This window comes from Lysinibacillus piscis (assembly GCF_026012395.1).
In the GTDB taxonomy this organism is placed as follows: domain Bacteria; phylum Bacillota; class Bacilli; order Bacillales_A; family Planococcaceae; genus Lysinibacillus; species Lysinibacillus piscis.
Genome location: NZ_BRZA01000004.1, coordinates 25,943 through 51,710, shown reverse-complemented (window position 1 = coordinate 51,710; position 25,768 = coordinate 25,943). Strand labels below are relative to the sequence as shown.

At 37.5% G+C, this 25,768-nt stretch carries 23 protein-coding genes and 1 riboswitch; of the genes, 20 read left to right on the top strand and 3 right to left on the bottom strand.

Going from position 1 to position 25,768, the window contains the following annotated elements; all coding sequences use genetic code 11:
• Window positions 1-42: 42 nt before the first annotated feature.
• Entirely contained in the window at window positions 43-930 is an 888-nt protein-coding gene (locus tag OPF91_RS14675; RefSeq protein ID WP_264989641.1) for a 5'-3' exonuclease, read from the top strand.
• Here the strand turns inward: OPF91_RS14675 and OPF91_RS14670 are convergent.
• Both OPF91_RS14670 and OPF91_RS14665 read right to left on the bottom strand, forming a co-directional pair.
• On the bottom strand, window positions 923-1,423 hold the full coding sequence (locus OPF91_RS14670) for a C39 family peptidase (protein WP_264989639.1): 501 nt from the start codon (window positions 1,421-1,423) through the stop codon (window positions 923-925). The genes OPF91_RS14675 and OPF91_RS14670 overlap by 8 nt on opposite strands.
• Before the next feature lie 54 nt (window positions 1,424-1,477).
• Window positions 1,478-1,798 (bottom strand): thioredoxin family protein, encoded by a 321-nt coding sequence (locus tag OPF91_RS14665; protein WP_264989638.1) that lies wholly within the window; start codon window positions 1,796-1,798, stop codon window positions 1,478-1,480.
• Between the two features lie 219 nt (window positions 1,799-2,017).
• Here OPF91_RS14665 and OPF91_RS14660 point away from each other — a divergent pair, with 219 nt between their 5' ends.
• The 10 genes from OPF91_RS14660 (at window position 2,018) to OPF91_RS14615 (ending at window position 12,056) form a co-directional block, all read left to right on the top strand.
• Window positions 2,018-4,402, top strand: coding sequence for a 3-hydroxyacyl-CoA dehydrogenase/enoyl-CoA hydratase family protein (locus OPF91_RS14660; RefSeq protein WP_264989637.1), 2,385 nt, complete (start codon window positions 2,018-2,020; stop codon window positions 4,400-4,402).
• Between the two features lie 27 nt (window positions 4,403-4,429).
• Window positions 4,430-5,602, top strand: a complete 1,173-nt coding sequence (locus OPF91_RS14655; RefSeq protein ID WP_264989636.1) for an acetyl-CoA C-acetyltransferase — start codon at window positions 4,430-4,432, stop codon at window positions 5,600-5,602.
• Between the two features lie 95 nt (window positions 5,603-5,697).
• Window positions 5,698-7,479 carry an acyl-CoA dehydrogenase FadE gene (locus OPF91_RS14650; RefSeq protein ID WP_264989635.1) on the top strand — a complete coding sequence of 594 codons (1,782 nt, stop codon included), beginning with the start codon at window positions 5,698-5,700 and terminating at the stop codon, window positions 7,477-7,479.
• A gap of 127 nt (window positions 7,480-7,606) precedes the next feature.
• Window positions 7,607-7,963 carry an arsenate reductase family protein gene (locus OPF91_RS14645; RefSeq protein WP_264989634.1) on the top strand — a complete coding sequence of 119 codons (357 nt, stop codon included), beginning with the start codon at window positions 7,607-7,609 and terminating at the stop codon, window positions 7,961-7,963.
• A gap of 82 nt (window positions 7,964-8,045) precedes the next feature.
• Window positions 8,046-8,426: a glycine cleavage system protein GcvH gene (gene gcvH, locus OPF91_RS14640; RefSeq protein WP_264989633.1), complete on the top strand. Its 381-nt coding sequence runs from the start codon at window positions 8,046-8,048 to the stop codon at window positions 8,424-8,426.
• A 110-nt stretch (window positions 8,427-8,536) separates the two neighbouring features.
• On the top strand, window positions 8,537-8,878 hold the full coding sequence (locus OPF91_RS14635; protein WP_264989632.1) for a toprim domain-containing protein: 342 nt from the start codon (window positions 8,537-8,539) through the stop codon (window positions 8,876-8,878).
• Between the two features lie 13 nt (window positions 8,879-8,891).
• Window positions 8,892-9,203, top strand: coding sequence for a thioredoxin family protein (locus tag OPF91_RS14630; RefSeq protein ID WP_264989631.1), 312 nt, complete (start codon window positions 8,892-8,894; stop codon window positions 9,201-9,203).
• Between the two features lie 53 nt (window positions 9,204-9,256).
• A riboswitch (SAM riboswitch) is annotated at window positions 9,257-9,361 on the top strand.
• Between the two features lie 92 nt (window positions 9,362-9,453).
• Entirely contained in the window at window positions 9,454-10,482 is a 1,029-nt protein-coding gene (locus OPF91_RS14625; RefSeq protein ID WP_264989630.1) for a methionine ABC transporter ATP-binding protein, read from the top strand.
• Window positions 10,472-11,140, top strand: a complete 669-nt coding sequence (locus OPF91_RS14620; RefSeq protein ID WP_264989628.1) for a methionine ABC transporter permease — start codon at window positions 10,472-10,474, stop codon at window positions 11,138-11,140. The genes OPF91_RS14625 and OPF91_RS14620 overlap by 11 nt, the downstream gene beginning before the upstream one ends.
• 58 nt (window positions 11,141-11,198) lie before the next feature.
• Window positions 11,199-12,056: a MetQ/NlpA family ABC transporter substrate-binding protein gene (locus OPF91_RS14615; RefSeq protein WP_264989627.1), complete on the top strand. Its 858-nt coding sequence runs from the start codon at window positions 11,199-11,201 to the stop codon at window positions 12,054-12,056.
• 36 nt (window positions 12,057-12,092) lie between these two features.
• Here the strand turns inward: OPF91_RS14615 and gltC are convergent, their stop codons facing one another.
• Window positions 12,093-12,995 carry a glutamate biosynthesis transcriptional regulator GltC gene (gltC, locus tag OPF91_RS14610; RefSeq protein WP_264989626.1) on the bottom strand — a complete coding sequence of 301 codons (903 nt, stop codon included), beginning with the start codon at window positions 12,993-12,995 and terminating at the stop codon, window positions 12,093-12,095.
• Between the two features lie 607 nt (window positions 12,996-13,602).
• Between gltC and OPF91_RS14605 the strand changes: the two genes are divergently transcribed.
• From OPF91_RS14605 to sufB, 9 genes are all read left to right on the top strand, one after another.
• The gene (locus tag OPF91_RS14605; RefSeq protein ID WP_264989625.1) at window positions 13,603-14,466 is read left to right on the top strand and encodes a response regulator; all 864 of its coding nucleotides are present in this window, start codon (window positions 13,603-13,605) and stop codon (window positions 14,464-14,466) included.
• A complete protein-coding gene (locus OPF91_RS14600) occupies window positions 14,463-15,509 on the top strand; it encodes a HEAT repeat domain-containing protein (RefSeq protein WP_264989624.1) in 1,047 nt (348 codons plus the stop codon). Before OPF91_RS14605 ends, OPF91_RS14600 begins: the two co-directional genes overlap by 4 nt.
• A complete protein-coding gene (locus OPF91_RS14595; RefSeq protein ID WP_264989623.1) occupies window positions 15,506-16,927 on the top strand; it encodes a glycosyltransferase family 2 protein in 1,422 nt (473 codons plus the stop codon). The genes OPF91_RS14600 and OPF91_RS14595 overlap by 4 nt, the downstream gene beginning before the upstream one ends.
• On the top strand, window positions 16,924-20,094 hold the full coding sequence (locus OPF91_RS14590; RefSeq protein WP_264989622.1) for a hypothetical protein: 3,171 nt from the start codon (window positions 16,924-16,926) through the stop codon (window positions 20,092-20,094). Before OPF91_RS14595 ends, OPF91_RS14590 begins: the two co-directional genes overlap by 4 nt.
• A gap of 393 nt (window positions 20,095-20,487) precedes the next feature.
• A complete protein-coding gene (gene sufC, locus OPF91_RS14585; RefSeq protein WP_373877061.1) occupies window positions 20,488-21,267 on the top strand; it encodes a Fe-S cluster assembly ATPase SufC in 780 nt (259 codons plus the stop codon).
• An 18-nt stretch (window positions 21,268-21,285) separates the two neighbouring features.
• The gene (gene sufD, locus OPF91_RS14580; RefSeq protein ID WP_264989621.1) at window positions 21,286-22,575 is read left to right on the top strand and encodes a Fe-S cluster assembly protein SufD; all 1,290 of its coding nucleotides are present in this window, start codon (window positions 21,286-21,288) and stop codon (window positions 22,573-22,575) included.
• Entirely contained in the window at window positions 22,575-23,804 is a 1,230-nt protein-coding gene (locus OPF91_RS14575) for a cysteine desulfurase (protein ID WP_264989619.1), read from the top strand. The genes sufD and OPF91_RS14575 overlap by 1 nt, the downstream gene beginning before the upstream one ends.
• Window positions 23,794-24,222 (top strand): Fe-S cluster assembly sulfur transfer protein SufU, encoded by a 429-nt coding sequence (gene sufU / locus OPF91_RS14570; protein WP_264989618.1) that lies wholly within the window; start codon window positions 23,794-23,796, stop codon window positions 24,220-24,222. The genes OPF91_RS14575 and sufU overlap by 11 nt, the downstream gene beginning before the upstream one ends.
• A 60-nt stretch (window positions 24,223-24,282) precedes the next feature.
• Window positions 24,283-25,680, top strand: a complete 1,398-nt coding sequence (gene sufB, locus OPF91_RS14565; protein ID WP_264989617.1) for a Fe-S cluster assembly protein SufB — start codon at window positions 24,283-24,285, stop codon at window positions 25,678-25,680.
• Window positions 25,681-25,768 lie beyond the last annotated feature (88 nt).

Below are 25,768 nucleotides of genomic sequence, written 5' to 3'. Positions count from 1 at the left end.
TCGGTTTTCTTCATAGCAATAACTGAAGAAGAGGGAGCAACAATGACAACAAAACCAAAATTATTAATTATAGATGGAATGGCCTTATTATTTCGTTCTTTCTTTGCCTCGGCTGCAATGGGGCATTTTGTGCGATTGGCAGATGGTACACCTACAAATGGTGTGCAAGGCTTTGTACGCCATGTATTAACAGCACAGTCAATTATACAGCCAACACATCTAGCCGTTTGTTGGGATATGGGCGCACATACTTTCCGTAATGAATTATTTGATGGCTATAAAGCGAATCGCCCAGCACCACCAGAGGAAATGCTTCCCCAATTTGATATGGCAAAGGAGCTTTCACAGCAAATGGGCTGGCAAAACTTTGGGCTGATAGGGGTAGAGGCAGATGATGTTATTGGCTCTATGGTGATGAAATGGCAGGAAGAAGCGGAAATAACCGTGATTAGTGGCGATAAAGATTTATTGCAGCTACTTACACCGTCTACAAATATAGCACTTATGAAAAAGGGCTATACGGAATATGATGTGTACACCTATACACGTTTTCAAAAGGAATATGGTATTATGCCACAGCAATTTGCGCAAGTAAAAGCCTTTATGGGCGATACGAGTGATGGCTATCCAGGAGTGAAAGGGATTGGACCGAAGCAAGCATTGACACTTATTCAAACATATGGCTCCATTGATAATGTCTTAACAATGTTACATGAATTAAAGCCAGCACAGCGTACGAAAATTCAAGACAATATGGACATGCTGAAATTATCACATGAGCTGGCAACTATTCAAACAGATGTAGCCATTCAAACAGAGCTGACGAATTTAATATGTGCACCTTATGAACATCACACCATTCAAGCTATCGAGCAACGTGGCTTTACGTTAATTGGCAAGCAAGCACGTTCTTTATACACACTTATTTAGGCATAATTTTTACAAAGTCTAGTATTTCATCATTATTTTTCAAAGGAGCTTTTTGAATTTTGCTAGGATGGCTTGGACTGCCATTATCATGAAAAATCAATACAAGCTCATCATGCTGTAGCTCATAACCAATTAAAGGAACCCAATGATAGGCATAGGCTGAAGTCTTATGTCGCCATTGTAGACTAAAATAACGGTCAAAGCGCATTGCAACAGGATGACCAGCATCAATTTCCTGTAATGCTTCCTTTAATGTACAGCTACGAATGTCCCACGTAGGATAAAGTTGGCGTAAATGATGAATGAGTCGCCATTTAAACAAGCCGATTTTTGTGCCACCAAGCTGTTTGTAAAGTTCATTAACGCTTGGTGCAGATGCATTCAAATATTTTAAAATCACATGCACGGTCGTAGGTCCACAAGCAGAATTGCGATAGCGAGGTAAAATAGAATCATCGTACTGTGATTGACCGCATATAGAGAGTTGGCGCATAAAAAGCTCCTTTCTAAAAAGGCCACATTTCCTCAAAGAAATGTGGTCTTTTGCTTATGCTTGTTGTGCTGTTAAAAAGTCTGTTACTTGCTGTGGTGATTTAGCATTTGCACTATGTAAATGCGCTAATTTTTCACCATTTTGGAAAATCAATAAACTTGGAATGCCCATTACATCGTACTTTTCCGCAAGCTCTGGTAGCTCATCACGATTTAGCTCATACCAATCATATTGCTTGTACTCCTCAATAATTGGGTCAATAAACATGTCCATGCGTGTGCAGTCTGGGCACCAGCCAGCATAAAATTTCACAAGCACCTGCTGTTCACCTGCGATTAGTTCATTAAATTGTTCTACAGTTGTAATTGTTTTCATATTTAAGTCACACTCCTTCGACATCATTGTACACATTTCTGTGGTAATCGGAAAGTTTTCTGTTTGAAGAAGAGTAAAAATTGAAAATTATTTTATAAAAAAAGATTGCTAAATTAGACAAAATCATCTACACTAAAAACAGGAAAAATCAGTTTTATATTTTTTTAACCAAAAAATGAATGGTTATTCATTCAGTTAGATAATGAGGAGGAATTGCTTGTGACTTACAATATTAAAAAAGCGGCTGTTCTAGGCTCTGGAGTAATGGGTTCTGGCATTGCAGCACATTTAGCGAATATCGGTATTCCGACATTACTATTAGATATTGCGCCGAAAGAACTGACAAAAGAGGAAGAGACGAAGGGGCTTTCACTCGAACACCCAGCAGTAAAAAATCGTATTGTAAACGGAGCACTTCAAAAATTATTAAAGCAAAAACCAGCACCACTTACATCTAAGAAAAATTTGTCACTTATTACAGCGGGCAACTTTGAGGATGATTTAGAGAAACTGAAAGATGTTGATTGGATCATTGAAGTGGTTGTTGAAAATTTAGCAATCAAACAAAATTTATATGAAAAAATTGATACTGTACGCAAGCCTGGTACAATCATTAGTTCAAATACATCGGGCATTAGTATTGATGCGATGGCAGAAGGCCGTTCAGAGGATTTCCAAAAGCATTTCCTTGGTACACATTTCTTTAACCCACCACGTTATTTGAAATTGCTTGAAGTGATTCCAGCCAAAACAACAGCGCCAGAGGTTGTTAGCTTTATGAAAACATTTGGTGAAGATACTCTTGGTAAAGGTGTTGTACTTGCTAAAGATACACCAAACTTTATTGCTAACCGTATTGGTACATATGGCTTATTGGTAACAGTACAAGAAATGTTAAAAGGCAGTTACTCTGTTGGTGAAGTTGATTCTGTTACAGGACCATTAATTGGCCGTCCGAAATCAGCTACATTCCGTACATTAGACGTTGTTGGTTTAGACACATTTATCCACGTAGCGAAAAATGTTTATGACCAAACGACAGGTGAAGAGCAACAAGTATTTGCAGTACCAGCATTCCTACAAAAAATGGTGGAGAACGGCTGGTTAGGTGCAAAATCAGGTCAAGGCTTCTTTTTAAAACAAGGCAAAGAAATACTAGAAATCGATCCGCAAACATTCGAGTATGCAGCAGTGAAAAAATTGAAAACGCCTTCAATCGAAATGGCGAAACAAGCACGTGGATTAGCGAATAAAGTAAAGGTATTAACATATGCAAACGACCGTACAGGTCAATTGTTATGGAGCATCTTTGCACCAACATTACTGTACTCTGCACAATTACATGGTGAAATTGCAGACGATATCGTTGCTATTGATAATGCGATGAAATGGGGCTTCGGCTGGCAGCAAGGGCCATTTGAAATTTGGGATGCGCTTGGTGTGAAGGATTCGGTTGCGAAAATGGTAGCTGAGGGTCGTGAGGTTCCAGCGTTTGTAAAGGATATGTTAGCGAAAGGCTTTGAGTCCTTCTATGCTGAAATCGATGGCGACCTAGCATACTATAACGGTACTGAATATGTAAAAGTGCCAGTGAATGAAAAAGAAATTAATTTAAAGCGTTATAAGAAAAAGCATGGTGTTATTAAATCGAATACAGGTGCGAGTCTTATTGATTTAGGCGATGGTATTGCATTGCTTGAATTCCATTCACAATCAAATGCAATCGGCTTAGATATTATTCAAATGATTAATTTTGCCATAGATGAAGTGGAAAAAAACTTCAAAGGCTTAGTTATCGGTAACCAAGGGAAAAACTTCTGTGTTGGTGCGAACTTAGGCATGATTTTAGTAGAAGCACAGGATGATAATATTTTTGAATTAGATTTCGTTATTCGATCATTCCAAGATGCAATGCAAAAGGTGAAATATTCACGTAAACCAGTTGTAGCAGCACCATTCGGCATGACGCTTGGTGGAGGCGCAGAAGTTTGCTTACCTGCTGCACATATTCAAGCAACAATGGAAACATATATGGGCTTAGTAGAGGTTGGTGTAGGCTTAATCCCTGGTGGAGGCGGTAATAAAGCACTTTACCAAAAGTTCTTAAAAGGTCTACCAAACGGTGTAGAAGTAGATTATCAAAACATTGCTAATAAAGTATTTGAAACGATTGCGATGGCGAAAGTATCAACTTCTGGTGAAGAAGCACGTGAAAATAATTTCTTGAATTTTGCGGATGGCGTATCTGTTAATCCAGATCACCAAATTTATGATGCGAAGCAAGTTGCATTAGCTATGTACGAAGCTGGCTACCAACCACCAGTACCGACAAAAGTACCTGTCGTAGGCGCATCAGGCTACGGTACATTACTAATTGGTGCACAAGGGTTGTTTGAATCAGGCTTTATTAGTGAGCATGATTTGAAAATTGCGAAAAAGTTAGCTTATGTGATTGCAGGTGGGAAAGTTCCATATGGCACATTAGTGGATGAACAATATTTATTAAACTTAGAGCGTGAAGCATTCTTAAGCCTTGTGGCAGATCCAAAATCTCAGCAAAGAATGCAGCATATGTTACTCAAAGGAAAGCCGCTACGCAATTAATGATAAAACACTAGGGGGATGTAAAGAATGCGTGAAGCCGTTATTGTAGCAGGAGCACGAACTCCGATTGGAAAAGCAAAGAAAGGTTCTTTAGCAACAGTACGCCCAGACGATTTTGGTGCAGCCGTTGTCAAAGAAACATTAAAAAGAGCAAATTATGAAGGACCAATAGATGATTTAATTTTAGGTTGTGCAATGCCAGAAGCAGAGCAAGGGATGAACGTGGCACGTAGTATTGGTGCACTAGCAGGTTTACCAGATACAGTACCAGCCATCACGATTAACCGATTCTGTTCATCAGGCTTACAGGCAATTGCTTATGCTGCAGAGCGTGTGATGCTTGGTCATTCTAAGGCAATTCTTGCAGGTGGCGTAGAGTCCATGAGTATGGTGCCAATGGTTGGAAACACACCACGTTTAAATTCAACATTGGCAGAAACAGCACCTCAGTACTATATGGGGATGGGGCATACAGCAGAGGAAGTAGCCCGTCAATATAGTGTGAGTCGTGAGGATCAAGATGCATTCGCTGTACGTTCACACGCCTTAGCAGAAAAGGCGATTAAAGAAGGTAAATTTACAGATGAAATCGTACCAATCGAAGTAGAACAGTATTATGTAGATGCGAACAATAAGCCACAGGTGGAAAAATTCACGTTTAGCATGGATGAAGGTGTACGCTCAGGTACATCTGTAGAAGGTTTGGCAAAATTGCGTCCAGCCTTCCATGTAACAGGTAGCGTAACAGCAGGAAATTCCTCACAAACTTCTGATGGCGCAGCAGCTGTTCTTGTGATGGATCGTGAGGAAGCTGAGAAACAAGGGCTTACTCCAATGGCGAAATTTTTAGGCTTTGCAGTAGGCGGCGTACCACCTGAAGTAATGGGAATTGGGCCAATTGTTGCTGTACCAAAAGCGCTTGAAATTGCAGGGCTATCTATTGAAGATATTGATTTATGGGAAATTAATGAGGCGTTTGCTTCACAATCATTACAAGTTGTACGCCATTTAGGCATCGATCAAGAGAAAGTGAATGTCAATGGTGGAGCGATTGCATTAGGTCATCCACTTGGTGCAACAGGGGCTATTTTAACATTAAAACTGATTCATGAATTAAAACGTCAAGGTAAAAAGTATGGTGTTGTCACAATGTGTATTGGTGGCGGTATGGGTGCTGCTGGCGTATTCGAAATTCTATAAAAAAGCAAGATTAGCTTGGAGTACAATGTTTCTGGTTGCCTCCGGACAATGTACTTCAAGCTTTTCTATATACGATATTTGAGGAGGAATTACAAATGACGAAAACAACAGATTTTATTAAAGGCGGCGGATTTTTAATCGAGGACGTAGAATTAGATCGTGTATTTACACCAGAGGATTTCACAGATGAACATAAAATGATTGCAAAAACAACAGAGGAGTATGTAGCAAACGAAGTATTACCTGTTGTAGAAAACTTAGAGCACCATGAATTCGAGCATTCTGTACGTTTATTAAAAAGTGCTGGTGAGTTAGGTTTATTAGGTGCAGATGTACCTGAAGAATACGAGGGCTTAGGCTTAGATAAAATTTCTTCAGCATTAATTGCAGAAAAAATGGCGGTTGCAGGTGGCTTCTCCATTACACATGGTGCACACGTAGGAATTGGTTCATTACCAATCGTGCTTTTCGGTAATGAAGAGCAAAAGCAAAAATATTTACCAAAGCTTGCTTCAGGTGAATTAATTGCTGCTTATGCGTTAACAGAGCCAGGTTCAGGATCAGATGCTTTAGGCGCAAAAACAACAGCAAAATTAAATGCTGCTGGTACACATTATATTTTAAATGGTGAAAAGCAATGGATTACCAATGCAGGCTTTGCAGATGTCTTTGTTGTCTATGCAAAAATTGATGGTGAGCAGTTTACAGCATTTATCGTAGAACGTGGTTATAATGGCGTTTCTGTTGGTCCAGAGGAGAAGAAAATGGGGATTAAATCTTCATCTACTCGTACATTAATACTGGAAGATGCAGAAGTACCTGTTGCAAACTTATTAGGTGAAATTGGCCGTGGGCATGTGATTGCCTTTAACATTTTAAACATTGGTCGTTATAAATTAGGGGTTGGTACATTAGGTGGTTCAAAGCGTGCATTAGAGCTTGCTATCCAATATACAAACCAACGTCAACAATTTAAAACAAAGCTATCTGATTTCAATCTAACAAAAGAAAAATTAGCAACAATGGCATCACATTTATATGCCTCTGAATCATTAAATTATCGTACAGTTGGTCTATTTGAGGACCGTTTAAGCCAGCTAAGCCTTGAAGAGCAAAAGCAAGGCAAGGTAATCGCAGGGGCAGTTGCTGAATATGCGATTGAATGTTCAATTGCCAAAGTATTCGGTTCTGAAACATTAGATTACATTGCTGATGAAGCTGTGCAATTACATGGTGGTTATGGCTTTATGGCTGAATATGAAGTAGAGCGTATTTATCGTGATTCCCGTATCAATCGTATTTTTGAAGGAACAAATGAAATTAACCGCATGATCGTACCTGGTACATTTATGAAAAAAGCATTAAAAGGTGAATTACCGCTATTACAAGTGGCACAAAGCTTACAACAAGAGCTGCTCATGTTAATGCCTGAGGACATCGGCACAGAGCCATTAGCACAAGAAAAATACCTTGTGAAAAATGCGAAGAAAATTGGTGTTTTAGCAGCGGGAATAGCGGCACAACGTTTTGGTGCAAAATTAGATAATGAGCAGGAAGTATTAGTAAATATTGCGAATATTGCTAATCAATTATTTGCAATGGAATCTGCTGTATTGCGTACAGAAAAAGCAATTGCTCGTGACGGTGCAGAAAAAGCGAACCAAAAATTACTTTACACACAAATTTTCTGTCAGGAAGCATTTGCAGAAATCGAAAAAGAAGCAAAAGATACAATCCTTGCTTCAGCAGACGGCGATGCTGCACGTATGACATTATCAGCTCTACGCAAATTAACTCGCAATAATCCGTACAACTTAATTGCGAAAAAACGTGAGGCTTCAGTGAAATTAATCGACGCTGAAAAATATATCGTTTAATAGAAAAAAGGTTGTAGAGAAAGGTTAAATTTTCTCTACAACCTTTCTCTATGCAGGGAGGATGGATTGACGCTATACCGACAAGTGATGGTATACTACAGCTAACTAAGAGTAGAGGAGCATTTTCATGACGATTCAATTCATACAATATCCTAAATGTACAACATGTAAAAAAGCACAAAAATGGTTGAATGACCATAGTATAGCCTATGAAAATATTCACATTGTGGAGCAAACACCAACAAAAGATGAATTACGAAATATTTGGCAAGCGAGCGGTTTACCGTTAAAGAAATTTTTTAATACATCTGGTATGAAATATCGCGAGTTAGGTTTGAAGGATAAATTAGAAACGATGACAGAGGAAGAGCAGCTTACATTGCTTGCTTCAGACGGTATGTTAATCAAACGTCCGCTTGTAACAGATGGTAAAAATGTAACGTTAGGTTTTAAAGAAACAGATTTTGAACAGACTTGGAAATAACAGCATTTGTTCTTGTTTTTATAAGCGAAATATGGCACACTGAAAATGAAGAAATTACATATTGATGGAGGGGTTTTTGGGCATGAGTACACCAAAAGATTTACGTTATTCTGAAGAGCATGAGTGGGTAAAAGTAGAAGATGGAAAAGTGCGTATCGGTATCACACATTTCGCACAGTCAGAGTTAGGCGATATCGTATTCGTTGAGCTTCCACAAGTTGGCGATGAAATCAAAACAGACGACCCATTTGGTAGCGTAGAATCTGTTAAAACAGTTTCCGAATTATATGCACCAATTTCAGGTACTGTCGTTGAAGTAAACGCTGATTTAGAAGATAGTCCAGAATTTGTGAACGAATCACCATATGAAAAAGCATGGATGATCGTTGTTGAGCCTGCGGATGCTTCAGAAGTTGAAAACCTTCTAACAGCAGAACAATATGAGCAATTAATTTCAGAATAAAACGAGCTAAAATGGGAAAACGTCGGCAATTACCGGCGTTTTTTGTTATATACTAGTATCAAGAAACGATTCTATTCATTGGTAAGCATATGTCTGATGGAGGTGGCGTGATGTTCGAGAAAAAATGCTTAATTGTAGAAGGACGCTCAGATAAGCTTCGCATTGCACCTATTTTGAGTGAGGATGTTACAATACTTTGTACAAATGGTACAATTGGTGTTCACCAATTAGAAGAGCTACTCGATCCATATGAAGGCTGTGAGCTATATACATTTTTTGATGCAGATTTATCAGGGGATAAGTTGCGAGCATTAATGGACAGACATTATCCAGAGGCAGAGCATTTACGGACAATGCCCACATATAAAGAAGTAGAAACGACACCGAGAAAGGTACTCGCAACAATCTTGTTACGTGCACATTTCTCCATTCATCATGAATATATTTTGTGAGGTTACATGAAAAATGAAAGAATGGTCAAAGGAACATTGGGAAACGATGAAAGGCTCAGAAGAAAAAGCGGCTTTTTATTTGTACACACCGATGTGTGGAACATGTGCGGTAGCATCTAAAATGCTGACAGTTGTCGAACAATTACTACCGCAGCTAAAAATAGGACAGGCAAATATTAATTTTTTAGAGCAAGTTGCCTATGACAATCAAATTGAAAGTGTGCCATGTTTGCTCATTAGTCATGGCGGAATTGTGACAGAAAAAATTTATGCGTTTCAATCCGTACCTTTTTTGTATGAATTGTTGCAAAAAAGCATTGACTGACTGATCGATGCGTGATAAAGTAACGTTTATATTAAAACATTTCATATATCGAACTCTTATAAAGAGCGGCGGAGGGAAGTGCCCGATGAAGCCCGGCAACCATCACGATGTGAAAAGGTGCCAAATCACGCAAAGATAGTATCTTTGGAAGATGAGAGAACGGTTAATCGTATAGCGTACGAAAAACCCCCTCTACTTGTCTAATGAGTGAAGGGGTTTTTTATATTTTGATTAAAGGAGATTCGCTGTGATGATACAACTTCAAAATATTACAAAGAAATATAAGACCGCAGATGGCGAATTGACAGCTGTGAAGGATGTTAGCCTTAGCATTAACAAAGGTGAAATTTTCGGCATTATTGGTTACAGTGGAGCAGGGAAAAGTACAATGATTCGTTTATTAAACGGTTTGGAAAAGCCGACATCTGGAACCGTAACCGTCAATAATCAGGAATTTTCATCGATTAAAGGGCAAAAGCTAAGAGATGCTCGTCAAAAAGTGAGTATGATTTTTCAACATTTTAACTTACTCTGGTCTAGAACCGTTGCTGAAAATATTGCTTTTCCACTTGAAATTGCAGGTGTATCAAAAGCAAAAAGACAAGCACGTGTCAAAGAATTGATTGACCTTGTTGGTTTAAATGGACGTGAACAAGCCTATCCATCGCAATTATCGGGAGGACAAAAACAGCGTGTTGGTATTGCGCGCGCCCTTGCTAATAACCCAGAAGTGCTTTTATGTGATGAGGCAACGTCAGCACTCGATCCTGAAACAACGGATGCGATTTTAGACTTACTTGTCGACATTAATGAACGACTAGGTTTAACGATTGTGTTGATTACACATGAAATGCATGTCATTCGCAAAATTTGTCATCGTGTAGCTGTCATGGAGGCTGGCGAAATTGTGGAGCGTGGTGAGGTATTACAAGTATTCCAAGCACCACAGGCAGCGATTACGAAAAAATTCGTATCACAAATTACAGATACGAAGGAAACACAGGAAATAGTCGCACAACTGAAAGCAAGCTATCCAACAGGTCAATTAGTGAAATTGATTTTTGTAGGTGAAAAAACAGAGCAACCGATTATTTCACACTTAATTAAACAATTTGATGTAGAGGTAAGTATTGTGCATGGGAATATTTCGCAAACGAAAAATGGTGCATATGGTACACTAACTGTTCAAATTGATGGTTCAGCTAACAATGTCATTGAGGCATTAAATTACTTAAATACAGTTGAGGTACAAACAGAGGTGATAACACATGCTAACTAGTCTTTTTCCAAATGTAGATTGGGCAAAAATGTGGGCAGCCACATATGAAACGATGTATATGACGACCGTTTCGACTGTGATTACCTTTATTTTAGGCTTAGCTATTGGTATTTTATTATTTTTAACAAGTCCGAATCAGCTATGGGCAAATAAAATCGTGAACTTTTTAACAGGCTCACTAGTCAATATTTTCCGCTCTATTCCATTTATCGTGCTCATTATTTTATTAATTCCGTTTACGAAATTTTTACTTGGCACAATTCGAGGAGCGAATGCAGCATTGCCAGCGCTCATTATTGGAGCAGCGCCATTTTATGCACGTATGGTGTTAATTGCATTGCGTGAAATTGATAAAGGTGTCATTGAAGCGGCTCGTTCAATGGGGGCAAAAACATCGACGATTATTTGGAAGGTGTTAATTCCAGAGTCACTACCAGCACTGATTTCTGGTATTACAGTGACAGCTGTTGCGCTTGTTGGCTATACGGCAATGGCAGGTATTATTGGAGCAGGTGGTTTAGGGAATTTAGCCTTTTTAGATGGCTTCCAGCGTAGTCGAGAAGATGTGACATTAATGGCGACTATTTTAATCTTATTAGTTGTTTTTGTCATTCAATGGATTGGCGATATGATTACAGTCAAAACAGATAAGCGTTAGGGTATTTCGGTTTTATACCGTTGCTATATACAATAAAAATACGAAGGAGTATATTCATATGAAAAAATTATTAACAGGTTTATTTTTAGCAGTACTTGTTTTAGCATTAGCTGCTTGTGGCACTGCTAAGAAAGAAGATGCAAATTCAGGAGAAACAACAAAAGAGCCAGAAAGTAAGGAAGAAAATGTGACATTAACAGTTGGTGCTTCTAATGTACCACATGCTGTGATTTTAGAAAAAGTAAAACCGATTTTAGAAAAAGAAGGCATTGAGCTAAAAGTTGAAACATATCAAGATTATGTATTGCCAAACCAAGATTTATCAAATGGTGATATTGATGCAAACTATTTCCAACATATTCCTTACTTTAATACGCAAATTGCAGATAATGGTTATGAATTTGCCAATGTTGGTGGTGTCCATATTGAGCCAATCGGTGTGTACTCTAAAAAGTATAAATCATTAGAGGAACTGCCAGAAGGTGCAACAATTTTACTTTCCAATTCAGTAGCAGACCATGGACGTATGTTATCATTGCTTGAAGCAAAAGGTTTAATTAAGTTAAAAGATGGCGTTGATAAAACAAAAGCAGAGCTAAAAGATGTGATTGAGAATCCGAAAAACTTTAACTTTGATGCAAATACAGCAGCGGAAATGTTAGTACAGATGTACAATAATGATGAAGGTGATGCTGTACTAATTAACTCAAACTTTGCGATTGACAATGGCTTAAATCCAATTGAAGATTCCATTGCATTGGAAGACAAAGAATCTCCATATGTGAATATTTTAGCAGTACGTGCTGGAGATGAAACAAAGCCAGAAATTCAAAAATTATACGAAGCATTAAAATCACCAGAAATTCAAGATTTCATTCTTAAAGAGTGGAAAGGTGCAGTTGTACCAGTTAAATAATGCAATAAAAAATCGCCATGATAAGTGGCGATTTTTTTATTGGAATTGAGAGAGACGTGAGAAGAAGTGAGTGACAAAGTCCAAAAAGACTTGTTCAGAAGGTGCAATATCACGATTAATAGGCGAGATGATGCCAACTGTTCGTGGAATCGTTGGTGAAGTAATCGGTATTTTCACTGTAAAGCGGGCACTGGAATCGTACAATGAGCTTTCAGGGAGTAAGCTCACACCAATGCCAGCAGCTACTAAGCCTTTTAGTGCGTCTAAATCCTCTCCTTCTGAAATGACATTTGGTAAAAAACCAGCAGCACGGCAAGCATCCATTGCGACTTTATGTAAAATATAGCCTTCTGGAAATAACACAAACATCTCATGGCGTAAATCCCCAAGTTGAATGCTTTCCTTTTTAGCTAATGGATGATTGGCTGGTAACAGTGCTGCAATGCTTTCGGTAAACAACACGGTTGATTGAATCGCTTCATCTTTTGGAGGTAAAGGACCTAAAAAGGCTAAGTTTAATTCCCGATTTTTAACAGCATCAATTAAAAAGCGATAGGAACCTTGTCGAAGCTGAAATTGCAAATCGGGGTAGTCCTGTTTAAAAGCTGAAATGACAGTGGGCAAAACATAGCTAGCTAGGCTGGTTGGAAAGCCAATTTTAATCGTTCCTTTTGCAGGGTCTAAATACTCTTCTACTTGTTTTGCTGCAAAATCAATAGCTTTTAAAGCAGTAATGGTATGCTCTAGAAAAATTCTACCGATGGGTGTTAATTTGACATTGCGTCCAACACGTTCAAAAAGTGGCGTACCTAATTCATCCTCTAAATTAGCAATTTGACGACTAATAGCAGATTGAGCAACATGCAGATGTTCCGCCGCTTCTGATATATGTTCTCGTTCTGCAACTTCTACAAAATAACGTAACTGACGTAGTTCCATAATTTATTCACCTCGATTAATCGCAAAATACGATTGATTTCTTTTCATTATATACTATTTAATATAAAAGATAACGGTTAATCTAATAGTATTAAAACAATAAACGATGATGATACTTTATGTGTGGCTCTGCGTAGCATTAATCATTCTATACAATATCAAATAAAGGTGACTAAGTGATTTTCCTGTTATTTATTGGTGAATGAAGATTGTGGATTAAACATTAATTCATCCTGTACGGGTATTTCTATTTGAGTCTATCGGTTATTTATTTGATGAGCTGGAACACTATAGAATTCAAAATATTCGAAACTAATGAGCGATGTTATAAATACAGACTATTTTATGATTGATTTGGCTTAGATATTGGAATTTGTATGAGTGATATGATAATAGGTTAAATGAACTATTTATGATTGAAGTATATTGAAATTATAAATGTAAAATGGTAATATGTAACTATTATAATGAATTGAAACCGCTTTTTATTGGTATAATATATCTATTGTAAAGAATAGTTAAATATTAGCATTTATGTAGAAAGGAACAATAGTATAATTTGAATTCTAATCTAGATGGACGTTTATATAAGAGGGGAGAATTAGAGATGGATATGCCAATGATGTCGCAAGATGTAATGCAGGAGCATGAGGTGAAGCGTTATTTTAATATATTGCGTGAAAGTGTAATTCGCTCCCATTTAACGATGACAGTAGTATTCTTAACGTTCGCAAATGATGTGCAAAATCATGCTGTTCCTGAAGAAATGTCCATGTTTTTGAAATCGAAATTAAGGAAAACAGATTTATTATTTCAATTAGTAGACGGTAAGCATTGGGGAATATTTTTTTTACAGAGCAGTGTTGTAGAAGCTCGAGCTTTTTTGGAGCGTATTTTCAATATTTTGGAGGAAGAGCATAGTAATTTATTGGTTAATGCGACAATTACTGAAATCCGTAATAATGATGTAAGTTTTGACACATTAATAACGCAAAACAAACAGCTATTGACAAAGATAGGGCAGAAGAAGTGGGCTGTAGAGGAAATCATAGACTATCAACAGCCACCAACTGAACATGTGAAGGTAAGTGTCATTGAACAAAATCAAATATTTAGGCAGGTGCTTGAAGTAGCCATTAGTCAGTTAGTCATTCCACATTTTTCTTTGGAAGTATCAACATATGAAGATGGCTATAGCTTTTTCCAATCGAATAATTATAAGTCTGCACATATTCATTTGATTATTACAAATGATATTTTACCACGGAAAAATGGATTTGAAATATTGCATCTTTTGCGAGCAATGCCAAATGGGAATAAATTTATTATTTATATGATGTCGGAACGCAATTCAGAAAGTGTTGCAATCAATGCTTATGATGGTGGAGCTGATGAATTTATTACCAAGCCATTTAATTTACGCTTATTAGAGGCAAAAATTAAACGGACGTTTGAGAGGTTATGGCTATGATTGAACTATCCATACCATTCCTATTGTCCGCCATTCTTGTGATGCTTACTGTATTGGCTGTGTTTATAGTATATATTCTTTTTCAGCGTAGTAGAGAGGTACGTTTTAATAAAGCCAGAGCTGTTTATTTACAAACATATTCACAAGCATGGTATGCCTTTTTATTTCAAGATGCTGAATTTTCGATTGCTATGATACCACGTGGAAAAGCACAGGTTGCAGCAGTTGAGGAGATTTTTTCTTCATATTTAAAAAATGTTATCAACGCAGAAGTAACAAATAAGATACAAAATTCAGCCAATCAATATTTGAAGAAATTTTATGCGAAAGATCTAACTAGTAGATTCTGGGGTGTTCGTATGAATGCTTTGTATCGGATTGCAGATTTCCGTATCAATGAATTATTGGATGAAGCTTTACAATTTGAGCAAAAAAAGATTTCAAAGGAAGAATATTTTCAGTTACTTAAAATATATTCCATTTTACAGCCAGAAATATTCCTAAAAAAAATTAAAGAAGCAAGAACAAGATATTCAGAAAGTGAATATCGTCGATTATTTATCTTATTATCGGATGATGTATTTAATCAAATGTTTGATGATTTTTATAACAATGAACAAAATATTCAACTTGCTATTATTGATACAACAGCGGTAAAGCGTAATATGCAATTTATAGAAAATTTAAAGCGTTTGTTAAACGATGAGAGTGATGAAATTAAAATTAGAGCATTGAAAGGGCTTTATGAGATAGGGATTGTGGACGAAATTGATACGTATATTCCCTTTGTGACATCAAATGTATGGGAGATACGTTTGATGGTTGCTAAAATTTTTAAATATGCTCCATTGACTTACACTTATCCTTATTTAGAGCAGCTCCTTCAGGATGAAAATTGGTGGGTGCGTTCACAGGCTGCCAAAACCATTGCTGAGGAACGAGAGGGAGTAGCGAAATTACAGCAATTTATAGCACATGCAGATGATCAATATGCAATTGAAATGGTACAAGAGACAATCGTAAGAAAGCAGGGGAACAGATGAAAATTTTGGATTATTTGATGATGTTCTTTAGTGAGCTTATTATATTGTATATGTTATTTGTCATTATGTCTTATTGCATTATGTTTATCGTTGCATTGTTGGACATACAAAGGCGTTACCGTTTAGACCCATCGGAGTATGATGATGCACATATTGATGCATTTTATTCAAAGCCAGTGTCATTGCTTGTACCTGCATACAATGAAGAAATAGGTGTGGTGGATACGGTTTATTCTTTATTAAATTTACGCTATCCACAAACAGAAATTATCATCATTAATGATGGTTCTACCGATCGTACATTACAAACAGTTATTGAGCATTTCAAGATGAAGCCTGTGCAGCAAATCATTCGTGTGAATATTCCAACGAAGCAAGTGAAACAAATTTATCAATCGGAAATTTATCAAAATTGTATTTTAGTAGATAAAGATAATGGTGGAAAGGCGGATGCTTTGAATGTAGGCATTAACATCTCACAATATCCTTACTTTTGTTCTATTGATGGGGATTCCATTTTAGATGAGAAATCATTATTACGTGTGATGAAACCTATTATTTTATCTGATGGAGAAGTAGTTGCAGCGGGTGGGAATGTACGGATTGCCAATGGTGCAAAAATGCAGCTGGGATCTGTTTATGAAACAAATTTACCGAAAAATTACTTAGTGGTTATGCAAATTATAGAATATTTACGAGCGTTCTTAATGGGACGTATTGCCTTAAGTAAGTTTAACCTTGTACTGATTATTTCAGGGGCATTTAGTGTATTTTCTAAAAAATGGGCAGTTGAAGCAGGCGGTTACTCAACAAACATTATTGGTGAGGACATGGAGTTGGTAGTCAATATCCATCGTTTACTAAAGGAGAAGAAAGAAAAGAAGCGCATTGAATTTGTACCCGATCCAGTATGTTGGACAGAAGCTCCACAAACAGTAGGTGTTTTACGCAGGCAACGCAGACGCTGGCATCAAGGGTTGATGGAAAGTTTATGGAAACATAAAAAAATGACCTTCAATCCACGATATGGATTAATAGGCTTTATTTCATTTCCTTATTTTTGGCTTATCGAATGTTTAGGACCTGTTATTGAGCTGGCGGGTTATCTTTATATCATTATTGCCTTTTTCTTAGGTGGAATTTATTATGAAATGGCAGTCGTACTGTTATTGTTATTCGTTATTTACGGTGTGATATTTTCAGTCGCTTCTGTATTATTTGAAGCTTGGAGTATGAATACTTATCCATCAATGAGAGATTTATTTCGTATGACCATACTATCCTTTACTGAAATATTTTGGTATCGTCCACTAACCCTTGTTTGGCGTTGTGAAGGACTTGTTCGCTTTTTATTTGGTAAAAGTGACTGGGGGAATATGAAACGAGTAGGGATTGCTAAAAAGGAGAATAGCGTATGAAACGAATTTACTTAGCTGTTAGTATCATCATTATGTTTCTCGCTATACCAATCATTTGGTGGTATGTAGAGGATGATAAACCAATCCATGTCGCTATTTTAGACAAGACTGTTCCAAATGAAACATACCGTGAACATTTAGGGCTGTCGTGGTTTTTAAATCACTATAAATACACATTGAATCAACAGTCATATGATGTCACGAAAGACTATTATGGTGTAAAGCCAGATGATAAAAAGAAAAGTGTGACAGAAAAGAAGCTGCCAACAGATTATAGTGATTATGATGTTATTTATTTAGCCGATATGTATGGGGTTTATGAGGATGATTTTAAGGAAAATACACGCTTAGGGGAACGTTCTGAAAAAATTATTGGTGGTTTAACTTCGGAGGAATGGCAAAGTATTGTCAATCGCTTAGCAAGTAAGGAAAAAAGTATGCTTATTGCTGAGTACAATACATTTGCATCACCAACATCTGAAGCTGTTCGCAAAGAGTTGCAAAATTATTTAGGTGTTACATGGTCTGGTTGGATTGGACGTTATTTCGATGAATTGGACTATACTAAAAATCAAGATATTCCGCAATGGGTTGTCACTCAATACGGTGAAAAGTGGAGCTATAAAGGTGGAGGCTTCCTTCTTTTGAATGAGCTAACGAACCAGCTAGTTGTCTTAGAGCTTGACAGGCATGTGGATAAAGCTGGTATCAAAGTATCGTTAACAAAGAAAGGGGAAAAGTTTTTAGGAGCATCTGCTAGCGCTAATTATGAATATTGGTTTGATATTGTTACACCTAAATATCAAGAGGATGTCCTTGCTAATTATGAATGGAATGTAACAGATGAGGGACGAAAATTGTTGGAGGAATATAATATTCCTGAAGAATTTGCAGCAATGGTTACACAGGATAAGCAGTACACTACGAGCTATTATTTTGCTGGAGATTTTAATGATATCGCTAAAGCCCCCCTTTTCTATCAAGCAAAGGGCTTACCAACTGTTTATAAATATGCAGAAAAATTTGCTGATCGTTCATTTTATTGGTCTATTTATGTGCCTATGATGGACAAAATATTTGAGGTATTTGAAGACAAAAAAATAAAAACAGTCGTTAATCAAGATAGTGCTTATTATAATGCACGTATTCAAGGAGAAACCTTTGAAATATTAAAGAATGATAAATGGCAGCCAATTGTCTTTAAGGGCGTTAATCTTGGTATGGGAAAACCAGGTGCATTTCCAGGGGAGGCAGCAATTACAGAGGAAGAATATTATCGTTGGTTTACGCAAATAGCAGAGATGAATGCCAATACAATTCGTGTCTATACATTGCATCCACCAGGCTTTTATAATGCCCTTGCTAGGTACAATAAAGCACATCCAAAGCAACCATTATATGTTTTACATGGTGTATGGATTGAAGAAGCAGGGCTAGAAACTTCTCTTGATGCCTACAATCCAGAAACATTGCAAGATTTCCAAGAAGAAATGCAACGAATTGTAGATGTAATACATGGCAATACTTATGTGGAGCCTAAAGCGGGACATGCTTCAGGGTTATACGATGCGGATGTATCAAAATATGTGATTGGCTGGGTGCTAGGGATTGAGTGGTATCCACATATGGTACTTGGTACAAATGAAAAGCACACAGCACTTGGTCAATATGATGGCAATTATTTTGAAACGAAGGATGCTGCGCCATTTGAGCATTGGTTAGCAGAGCAAATGGATTTCATTACTACCTATGAAATGAAAAAATATAATTGGATGCGTCCAATGAGCTTTACGAATTGGGTAACAACGGATTTGCTGGAGCATCCATCAGAGCCGTCAGAGGAAGAAGATTTAGTAGGAGTAAATCCTAATGTGATATATACAAAAAAAGAGATGAAGGATATCGGGCAATTTGCTTCATATCATGTGTATCCATATTACCCAGATTTCTTTAATTTCGATAAGGATTACTTAAATTATGTTGATTTTCGAGGAAATAAGAATAGTTATGCTGGTTATCTAAAAGAGCTACATGAGGCACATAATATGCCTGTTTTAATTGCAGAATTTGGCATTCCTGCTTCTCGTGGAATGACGCATGAAAATGTCTATGGCTGGAACCAAGGCTTTATGTCTGAAAAAGCTCAAGGGGACACATTACAGCATTTGTTTGAAGATATTATGCATGAAGGTTTGTTGGGCGGACTTGTCTTTACATGGCAGGATGAGTGGTTTAAACGCACATGGAATACAATGGATTATGATGATTCGAATCGACGTCCATTCTGGTCTAATGCCCAAACAAATGAGCAACAATTTGGTTTACTTAGCTTTGATCGATTAAAGGTAAAAGTAGATGGCAATACAGAAGAATGGCAAAACACACCGCTATATAAGACAGAGAAGGCAGATTTTGCCGTCGACTATGATGAGCGTTATTTGTATATTAAATTAAATAGTGAACTGTTAGCACAATCATCGCCACGTATTTTATTAGATGTAGTACCAAACCAAGGAAATACATCAGTGGCAACGATTCCAACGACGAAATTCTCAAATGGTATTGATTTTATTGTTGAGTTAAATAAAGCTGGTGATTCACGCGTTGTTGTTGATGAATACTATGATTTCTATGACTATTTATATGGACATCGTTTACAGCTTATACCACCACGTATGGCAACAGCTGTGAAAAACAGCAGTAAGTTTGCACCGATTTATTTTGTGCTGAATAAGCAGCTTTATTTGCCAGAGGAAGATAGGGTAACAGAATTTAGTTCTTATGAAACAGGTAAGCTGTTGCAAGGAAATGCTAATCCAGAGGCAACAGATTATAATTCACTCGTCGATTTTACATGGACAGCAGATAATACCATTGAATTGCGTATTCCTTGGTTATTAATTCAAGCAAAAGATCCAAGTCAGCGTGAATTTATGGGAGATTTCTATCGTGATGGCGCAAGTGCTGCTGTGAAAGTAGATGAAATTTATATGGGGGCTGTATTTGTTGATAAAGATGGTAAAGTCATTGATTCGTTACCAGAAACAACAAATGGTATGCTAGCTCCATTAGCACCGTATACGTGGGATACTTGGCAAATGCCAAAATCAACAGAGCGTTTGAAACAATCGTACTTTATTTTGCAAAAATTATTTGCAGATTATTAAAAATGGCATGCTAGTGTGTTAGACGCTAGCATGTCATTTTTAATAGGTTTCCACTATGTAGCTAGATGAAATTAATTCTCAATTAGAGTGAATCTATTGAAAATAAAATAGGGTTATAATTGATTCACTATATTTTTATAAACACTGATTTCGTATAGAAAAGCAAGAGTATTTGCATAGAGAACAATTTTCAGTTAAGATTAGAATGATGATAATTAAGGAATGATTTATCTTGATTCAATAGGTGCCCAAATCCCTACTGAATCAAGATGCAGCTTCGGCGGTGGTCATGGATTTTGGAGAGGCACTTTTCAAGCAAGCTCGAAAAAATCTGAATGAGAGTTAGCCGAGGCGTAAAGGGTCATTCACTGAACACACTATGGAGGTATTTTCATGTCAACTTTAGTTATTAAAGATCTTCACGTTGCAATCGACGGTAAAGAGATTTTAAAAGGTGTAAATCTTACAATCAATACAAATGAAATTCATGCAATTATGGGACCAAACGGAACAGGTAAATCTACTCTAGCTTCTGCTATTATGGGGCATCCAAAGTATGAAGTAACTTCTGGTACAGTGGAGCTTGATGGCGAAGATGTACTTGAAATGGAAGTAGACGAGCGTGCACAGGCTGGTTTATTTTTAGCAATGCAATATCCATCTGAAATCGCAGGTGTGACAAACGCTGATTTCTTACGTTCAGCAATTAACGCACGACGTGAAGAAGGCGATGAAATTTCATTAATGAAATTTATCCGTGAGTTAGATAAAAACATGGAATTCCTTGAAATGGATGAAGATATGGCACAACGTTACTTAAATGAAGGTTTCTCTGGTGGTGAGAAAAAACGTAACGAAATTCTTCAATTAATGATGATTAAGCCAACTTTCGCTATTTTAGATGAAATTGACTCTGGTCTTGATATCGATGCACTAAAAGTTGTATCAAAAGGTATTAACGCTATGCGTGGCGAAGGCTTCGGCTGCTTAATGATTACGCACTATCAACGCCTATTAAACTACATTACACCAGACCATGTACACGTAATGATGCAAGGACGTGTCGTGAAATCAGGTGGTGCTGAATTAGCACATCGCTTAGAGGCAGAAGGCTATGACTGGATTAAAAAAGAATTAGGTATTGAAGAAGAAGCAGAAGAACAACAAGCATAAAAGGGAGGACGAAATAGCATGACAGTAGAATTACAGGACGTGCGCTCGTTCTCAGAAGCAAATGGCGAGCCATCTTGGTTTACAGAGCTTCGTGCGGCAGCACTAGACAAAGCAACTGGTTTAGATTTGCCAAAACCAGATAGAACAAACATTACAAAATGGAATTTTACAACATTCCCAACACATACAGTTGTAAGTGAAGAATTTGCATCACTTGACGCATTACCAGCAGAAGTGAAAGGTTTAATTGATGTAGATGCACAAGAAAACCTTTATATTCAACGCAATAATACGCCTGCATATATCCGTACATCACAGGAGCTTGCTGATAAAGGTGTTATTTTTACAGATATGTTAACAGCAGTTCGTGAGCATAGTGAACTTGTACAAAAATATTTTATGACAGAAGCAGTAAAAGTAGACGAGCATAAATTAACAGCACTTCATGCAGCACTTGTAAATGGTGGCGTATTTGTCTATGTACCACGCAATGTTGTGATAGAACAACCATTACAAGTCGTGTTTTTGAACGATAATGCAGAGGCTTCTTTATTTAATCACGTATTAGTAGTAGCGGAAGCAAATTCGGCTGTCACATATGTAGAAACATATGTATCAACAGTGGAAGAAGCAAAAGGGCAAGCAAACATTATTGCTGAAGTAGTAGCACAAGATAACGCACAAATTACATATGGTGCGGTAGATGTTCTTGCAAAAGGATATACAACATATGTCAATCGTCGTGCGCGTTTAGCACGTGATGCAAAAGTGGATTGGGCTTTAGGCTTAATGAATGATTCAGATACAATTTCTGAAAACATTTCACATCTTGTAGGTGATGGTTCACATGCAGATACAAAAACGGTTGTTGTTGGTCGTGGTGAGCAAAAGCTAAACTTTACAACAGAAGTACGTCATTGGGGGAAAAACTCTAATGGCCATATTTTGAAGCATGGTGTGATGAAGGATGCCGCACAATCTATCTTTAACGGCATCGGTTTTATTGAGCATGGTGCTACAAAGGCAGACGCACAGCAAGAATCACGTGTTCTAATGCTTTCTGAAAAAGCACGTGGGGATGCAAACCCAATTTTATTAATTGATGAAGATGATGTAACAGCAGGACACGCAGCATCTGTTGGACGAGTAGATCCATTACAGCTTTATTATTTAATGAGCCGTGGTATCTCAAAAACAGAAGCAGAGCGCCTTGTTATCCATGGATTCCTTGCGCCAGTTGTTACGCAATTACCAATTGAAGGCGTTCAAAAGCAACTGACGGAGGTTATTGAAAGGAAAGTGCGTTAATGATGGATAAAAACATTAAAAGCTATTTCCCTATTTTGAACCAAGAGATTAACGGACATCCGCTTGTTTATCTTGATAGTGCTGCGACTTCACAAAAGCCTGTACAAGTCATTGAAGCATTAAAGCATTATTATGAATTTGATAATTCTAATGTGCATCGTGGTGTGCATACATTAGGAAATCGTGCTACGGATAAATACGAAGGGGCACGTGAAAAAGTTCGTCAATTTATTCATGCGAAGTCTACACAAGAAATTATTTTTACACGTGGGACAACAACAGCATTAAATACTGTTGCCGCAAGCTATGGTCGTGCAAATGTTAGCGAGGGTGATGAAATTGTCATCACGCAAATGGAACATCACTCGAACATTATTCCTTGGCAGCAATTAGCAAAGGAAAAAAATGCGACACTAAAATATATCGATATTGAAGCGGATGGTACACTCGATTTAGAAAAAGTGCGTGCAACGATTACGCCAAAAACGAAAATTGTATCTGTATCAATGGCATCCAATGTCTTAGGAACAATTAATCCTATTAAAGAAATTGCGCAAATTGCTCATGCCAATGGTGCTGTAATGGTAGCTGATGGCGCACAGGCAGCACCACATATGAAAATTGATGTACAAGATTTAGATATCGATTTTTTAGGGTTTTCAGGGCATAAAATGTGTGGACCAACAGGTATTGGTGTTCTATATGGTAAAAAGGAACATCTTGAAAACATGGAGCCAATCGAATTTGGTGGTGAAATGATTGATTTTGTTGGTTTATATGATTCGACATGGAAAGAACTGCCGTGGAAATTTGAAGGCGGCACACCGATTATTGCAGGTGCGGTTGGTCTAGGTGCAGCGATTGATTTCTTAACGGAAATTGGGCTTGAGAATATTGCAGCACATGAGCATAAGCTTGCAGGCTATGCAATGGAACAGCTTGAAACAATTGATGGACTTAAAATTTTTGGCCCACGTGATCCTATGAAACGCTGTGGATTAGTGACATTTAACTTAGATGATGTCCATCCACATGATGTAGCGACTGTTTTAGATATGAATGGTATCGCAGTTCGTGCAGGTCATCACTGTGCACAGCCATTAATGAAATGTCTGCAACAAGTGGCAACAGCACGTGCAAGCTTCTATTTGTACAATACAGAAGAAGATATTGACCGCTTAGTGACAGGATTACGTTCTGCGAAGGAGTATTTTGGCGATGTCTTTTAATAATTTAGATCAATTGTATCGTTCAGTCATTATGGATCATTACAAAAATCCTCGTAACAAAGGATCGCTGGAAGATGATGCTGTAACGATTGATATGAACAATCCAACATGTGGTGACCGTATTCATTTAACTTTAAAAGTGACAGATGGTGTAGTCGAGGATGCGAAATTTGACGGTGAAGGCTGCTCAATCTCGATGTCTTCAGCTTCCATGATGACACAGCTGATTAAAGGGAAAAAAGTAGAAGAGGCACTTGAGCTTGCTGATATTTTTTCTAAAATGATGATGGGTGAAGACTATGGCGATAAGTACGACCTTGAAGATGTAGAAGCATTGCAAGGCGTATCACAGTTCCCAGCTCGTATTAAATGTGCGACATTAGCTTGGAAGGCTATGGAAAAAGGCGTAAAACAATAGAAATAGATAGGATTGGGGAAATTTCTCCTCAATCAACAATTCAAGAACGGAGGAGAAAAAATGGCTAAAAAAATGCCTGATATCGGCGATTACAAATACGGATTCCATGACAAGGACGTATCAATTTTCCGTTCAAAACGTGGTTTAACTGAAGAAATTGTCCGTGAAATTTCAAATATGAAACAAGAGCCAGCGTGGATGTTGGAATACCGCTTAAAAGCACTTGAAACTTTCTATGCAAAACCAATGCCACAATGGGGTGGGGATCTTGGCGATTTAAACTTCGATGAGATCACATACTATGTAAAACCATCTGAAGCAACACAGCGCTCTTGGGATGAAGTGCCTGAAGAAATTAAAGCAACATTTGATAAATTAGGTATTCCAGAAGCGGAACAAAAATATCTTGCAGGTGTATCAGCTCAATACGAATCTGAGGTTGTGTATCACAACATGAAGCAAGACCTTGAAGATTTAGGAATTGTCTTCAAAGATACAGACTCTGCATTACGTGAAAATGAAGATATTTTCAAAGAGCATTGGGGTAAAGTAATTCCATACACAGATAATAAATTTGCAGCACTGAACTCAGCAGTTTGGTCAGGCGGTTCATTCATTTATGTACCACCAGGTGTGAAAGTAGAAACACCATTACAAGCTTACTTCCGTATTAACTCTGAAAATATGGGACAATTTGAGCGTACATTAATTATCGTAGACGAAGGCGCACACGTACACTATGTTGAAGGCTGTACAGCACCTGTTTACACAACGAATTCATTACACTCAGCAGTAGTAGAAATTATCGTGAAAAAAGATGCTTATTGCCGTTATACAACGATTCAAAACTGGGCGAACAATGTCTATAACCTAGTAACAAAACGTACAATCGTTGAAGAAAACGGTACAATGGAATGGATCGATGGTAATATTGGTTCGAAATTAACAATGAAATACCCAGCATGTATCCTAAAAGGTGAAGGTGCTCGTGGTATGACATTATCTATCGCTTTAGCAGGTAAAGGGCAACACCAACATGCTGGTGCGAAAATGATTCATATGGCGCCAAATACATCTTCTACAATCGTGTCCAAATCGATTGCTAAGCAAGGTGGTAAGGTAACATACATGGGGCAAGTACGTTTCGGTCCAAAAGCAAGTGGTGCACGTGCTAACATTGAATGTGATACGTTAATTATGGATAACCAATCGACTTCAGATACAATCCCATACAACGAAATCTTGAATGATAATGTATCTTTAGAGCATGAAGCAAAAGTTTCAAAAGTATCTGAAGAACAATTATTCTATTTAATGTCTCGTGGTATTTCTGAGGAAGAAGCAACAGAAATGATTGTAATGGGCTTTATTGAGCCATTCACAAAAGAATTACCAATGGAATACGCAGTTGAGATGAATCGCTTGATTAAGTTCGAGATGGAAGGCTCTATTGGGTAAGTCTAGAATATTGATGTAACAACATGTTAAGGTGGTATCGAACGGTTAAACATACCGTTTGATACCACCTTTTTTATTGAAAACGTAC

Coding starts and splice junctions, on each gene's coding strand:
- OPF91_RS14675 (WP_264989641.1), top strand. CDS start 43: ATGACAACAAAACCAAAATTATTAATTATAGATGGAATGGCCTTATTA.
- OPF91_RS14670 (WP_264989639.1), bottom strand. CDS start 1,423: ATGCGCCAACTCTCTATATGCGGTCAATCACAGTACGATGATTCTATT.
- OPF91_RS14665 (WP_264989638.1), bottom strand. CDS start 1,798: ATGAAAACAATTACAACTGTAGAACAATTTAATGAACTAATCGCAGGT.
- OPF91_RS14655 (WP_264989636.1), top strand. CDS start 4,430: ATGCGTGAAGCCGTTATTGTAGCAGGAGCACGAACTCCGATTGGAAAA.
- OPF91_RS14650 (WP_264989635.1), top strand. CDS start 5,698: ATGACGAAAACAACAGATTTTATTAAAGGCGGCGGATTTTTAATCGAG.
- OPF91_RS14645 (WP_264989634.1), top strand. CDS start 7,607: ATGACGATTCAATTCATACAATATCCTAAATGTACAACATGTAAAAAA.
- gcvH (WP_264989633.1), top strand. CDS start 8,046: ATGAGTACACCAAAAGATTTACGTTATTCTGAAGAGCATGAGTGGGTA.
- OPF91_RS14635 (WP_264989632.1), top strand. CDS start 8,537: ATGTTCGAGAAAAAATGCTTAATTGTAGAAGGACGCTCAGATAAGCTT.
- OPF91_RS14630 (WP_264989631.1), top strand. CDS start 8,892: ATGAAAGAATGGTCAAAGGAACATTGGGAAACGATGAAAGGCTCAGAA.
- OPF91_RS14625 (WP_264989630.1), top strand. CDS start 9,454: ATGATACAACTTCAAAATATTACAAAGAAATATAAGACCGCAGATGGC.
- OPF91_RS14620 (WP_264989628.1), top strand. CDS start 10,472: ATGCTAACTAGTCTTTTTCCAAATGTAGATTGGGCAAAAATGTGGGCA.
- OPF91_RS14615 (WP_264989627.1), top strand. CDS start 11,199: ATGAAAAAATTATTAACAGGTTTATTTTTAGCAGTACTTGTTTTAGCA.
- gltC (WP_264989626.1), bottom strand. CDS start 12,995: ATGGAACTACGTCAGTTACGTTATTTTGTAGAAGTTGCAGAACGAGAA.
- OPF91_RS14605 (WP_264989625.1), top strand. CDS start 13,603: ATGGATATGCCAATGATGTCGCAAGATGTAATGCAGGAGCATGAGGTG.
- OPF91_RS14600 (WP_264989624.1), top strand. CDS start 14,463: ATGATTGAACTATCCATACCATTCCTATTGTCCGCCATTCTTGTGATG.
- OPF91_RS14595 (WP_264989623.1), top strand. CDS start 15,506: ATGAAAATTTTGGATTATTTGATGATGTTCTTTAGTGAGCTTATTATA.
- OPF91_RS14590 (WP_264989622.1), top strand. CDS start 16,924: ATGAAACGAATTTACTTAGCTGTTAGTATCATCATTATGTTTCTCGCT.
- sufC (WP_373877061.1), top strand. CDS start 20,488: ATGTCAACTTTAGTTATTAAAGATCTTCACGTTGCAATCGACGGTAAA.
- sufD (WP_264989621.1), top strand. CDS start 21,286: ATGACAGTAGAATTACAGGACGTGCGCTCGTTCTCAGAAGCAAATGGC.
- OPF91_RS14575 (WP_264989619.1), top strand. CDS start 22,575: ATGATGGATAAAAACATTAAAAGCTATTTCCCTATTTTGAACCAAGAG.
- sufU (WP_264989618.1), top strand. CDS start 23,794: ATGTCTTTTAATAATTTAGATCAATTGTATCGTTCAGTCATTATGGAT.
- sufB (WP_264989617.1), top strand. CDS start 24,283: ATGGCTAAAAAAATGCCTGATATCGGCGATTACAAATACGGATTCCAT.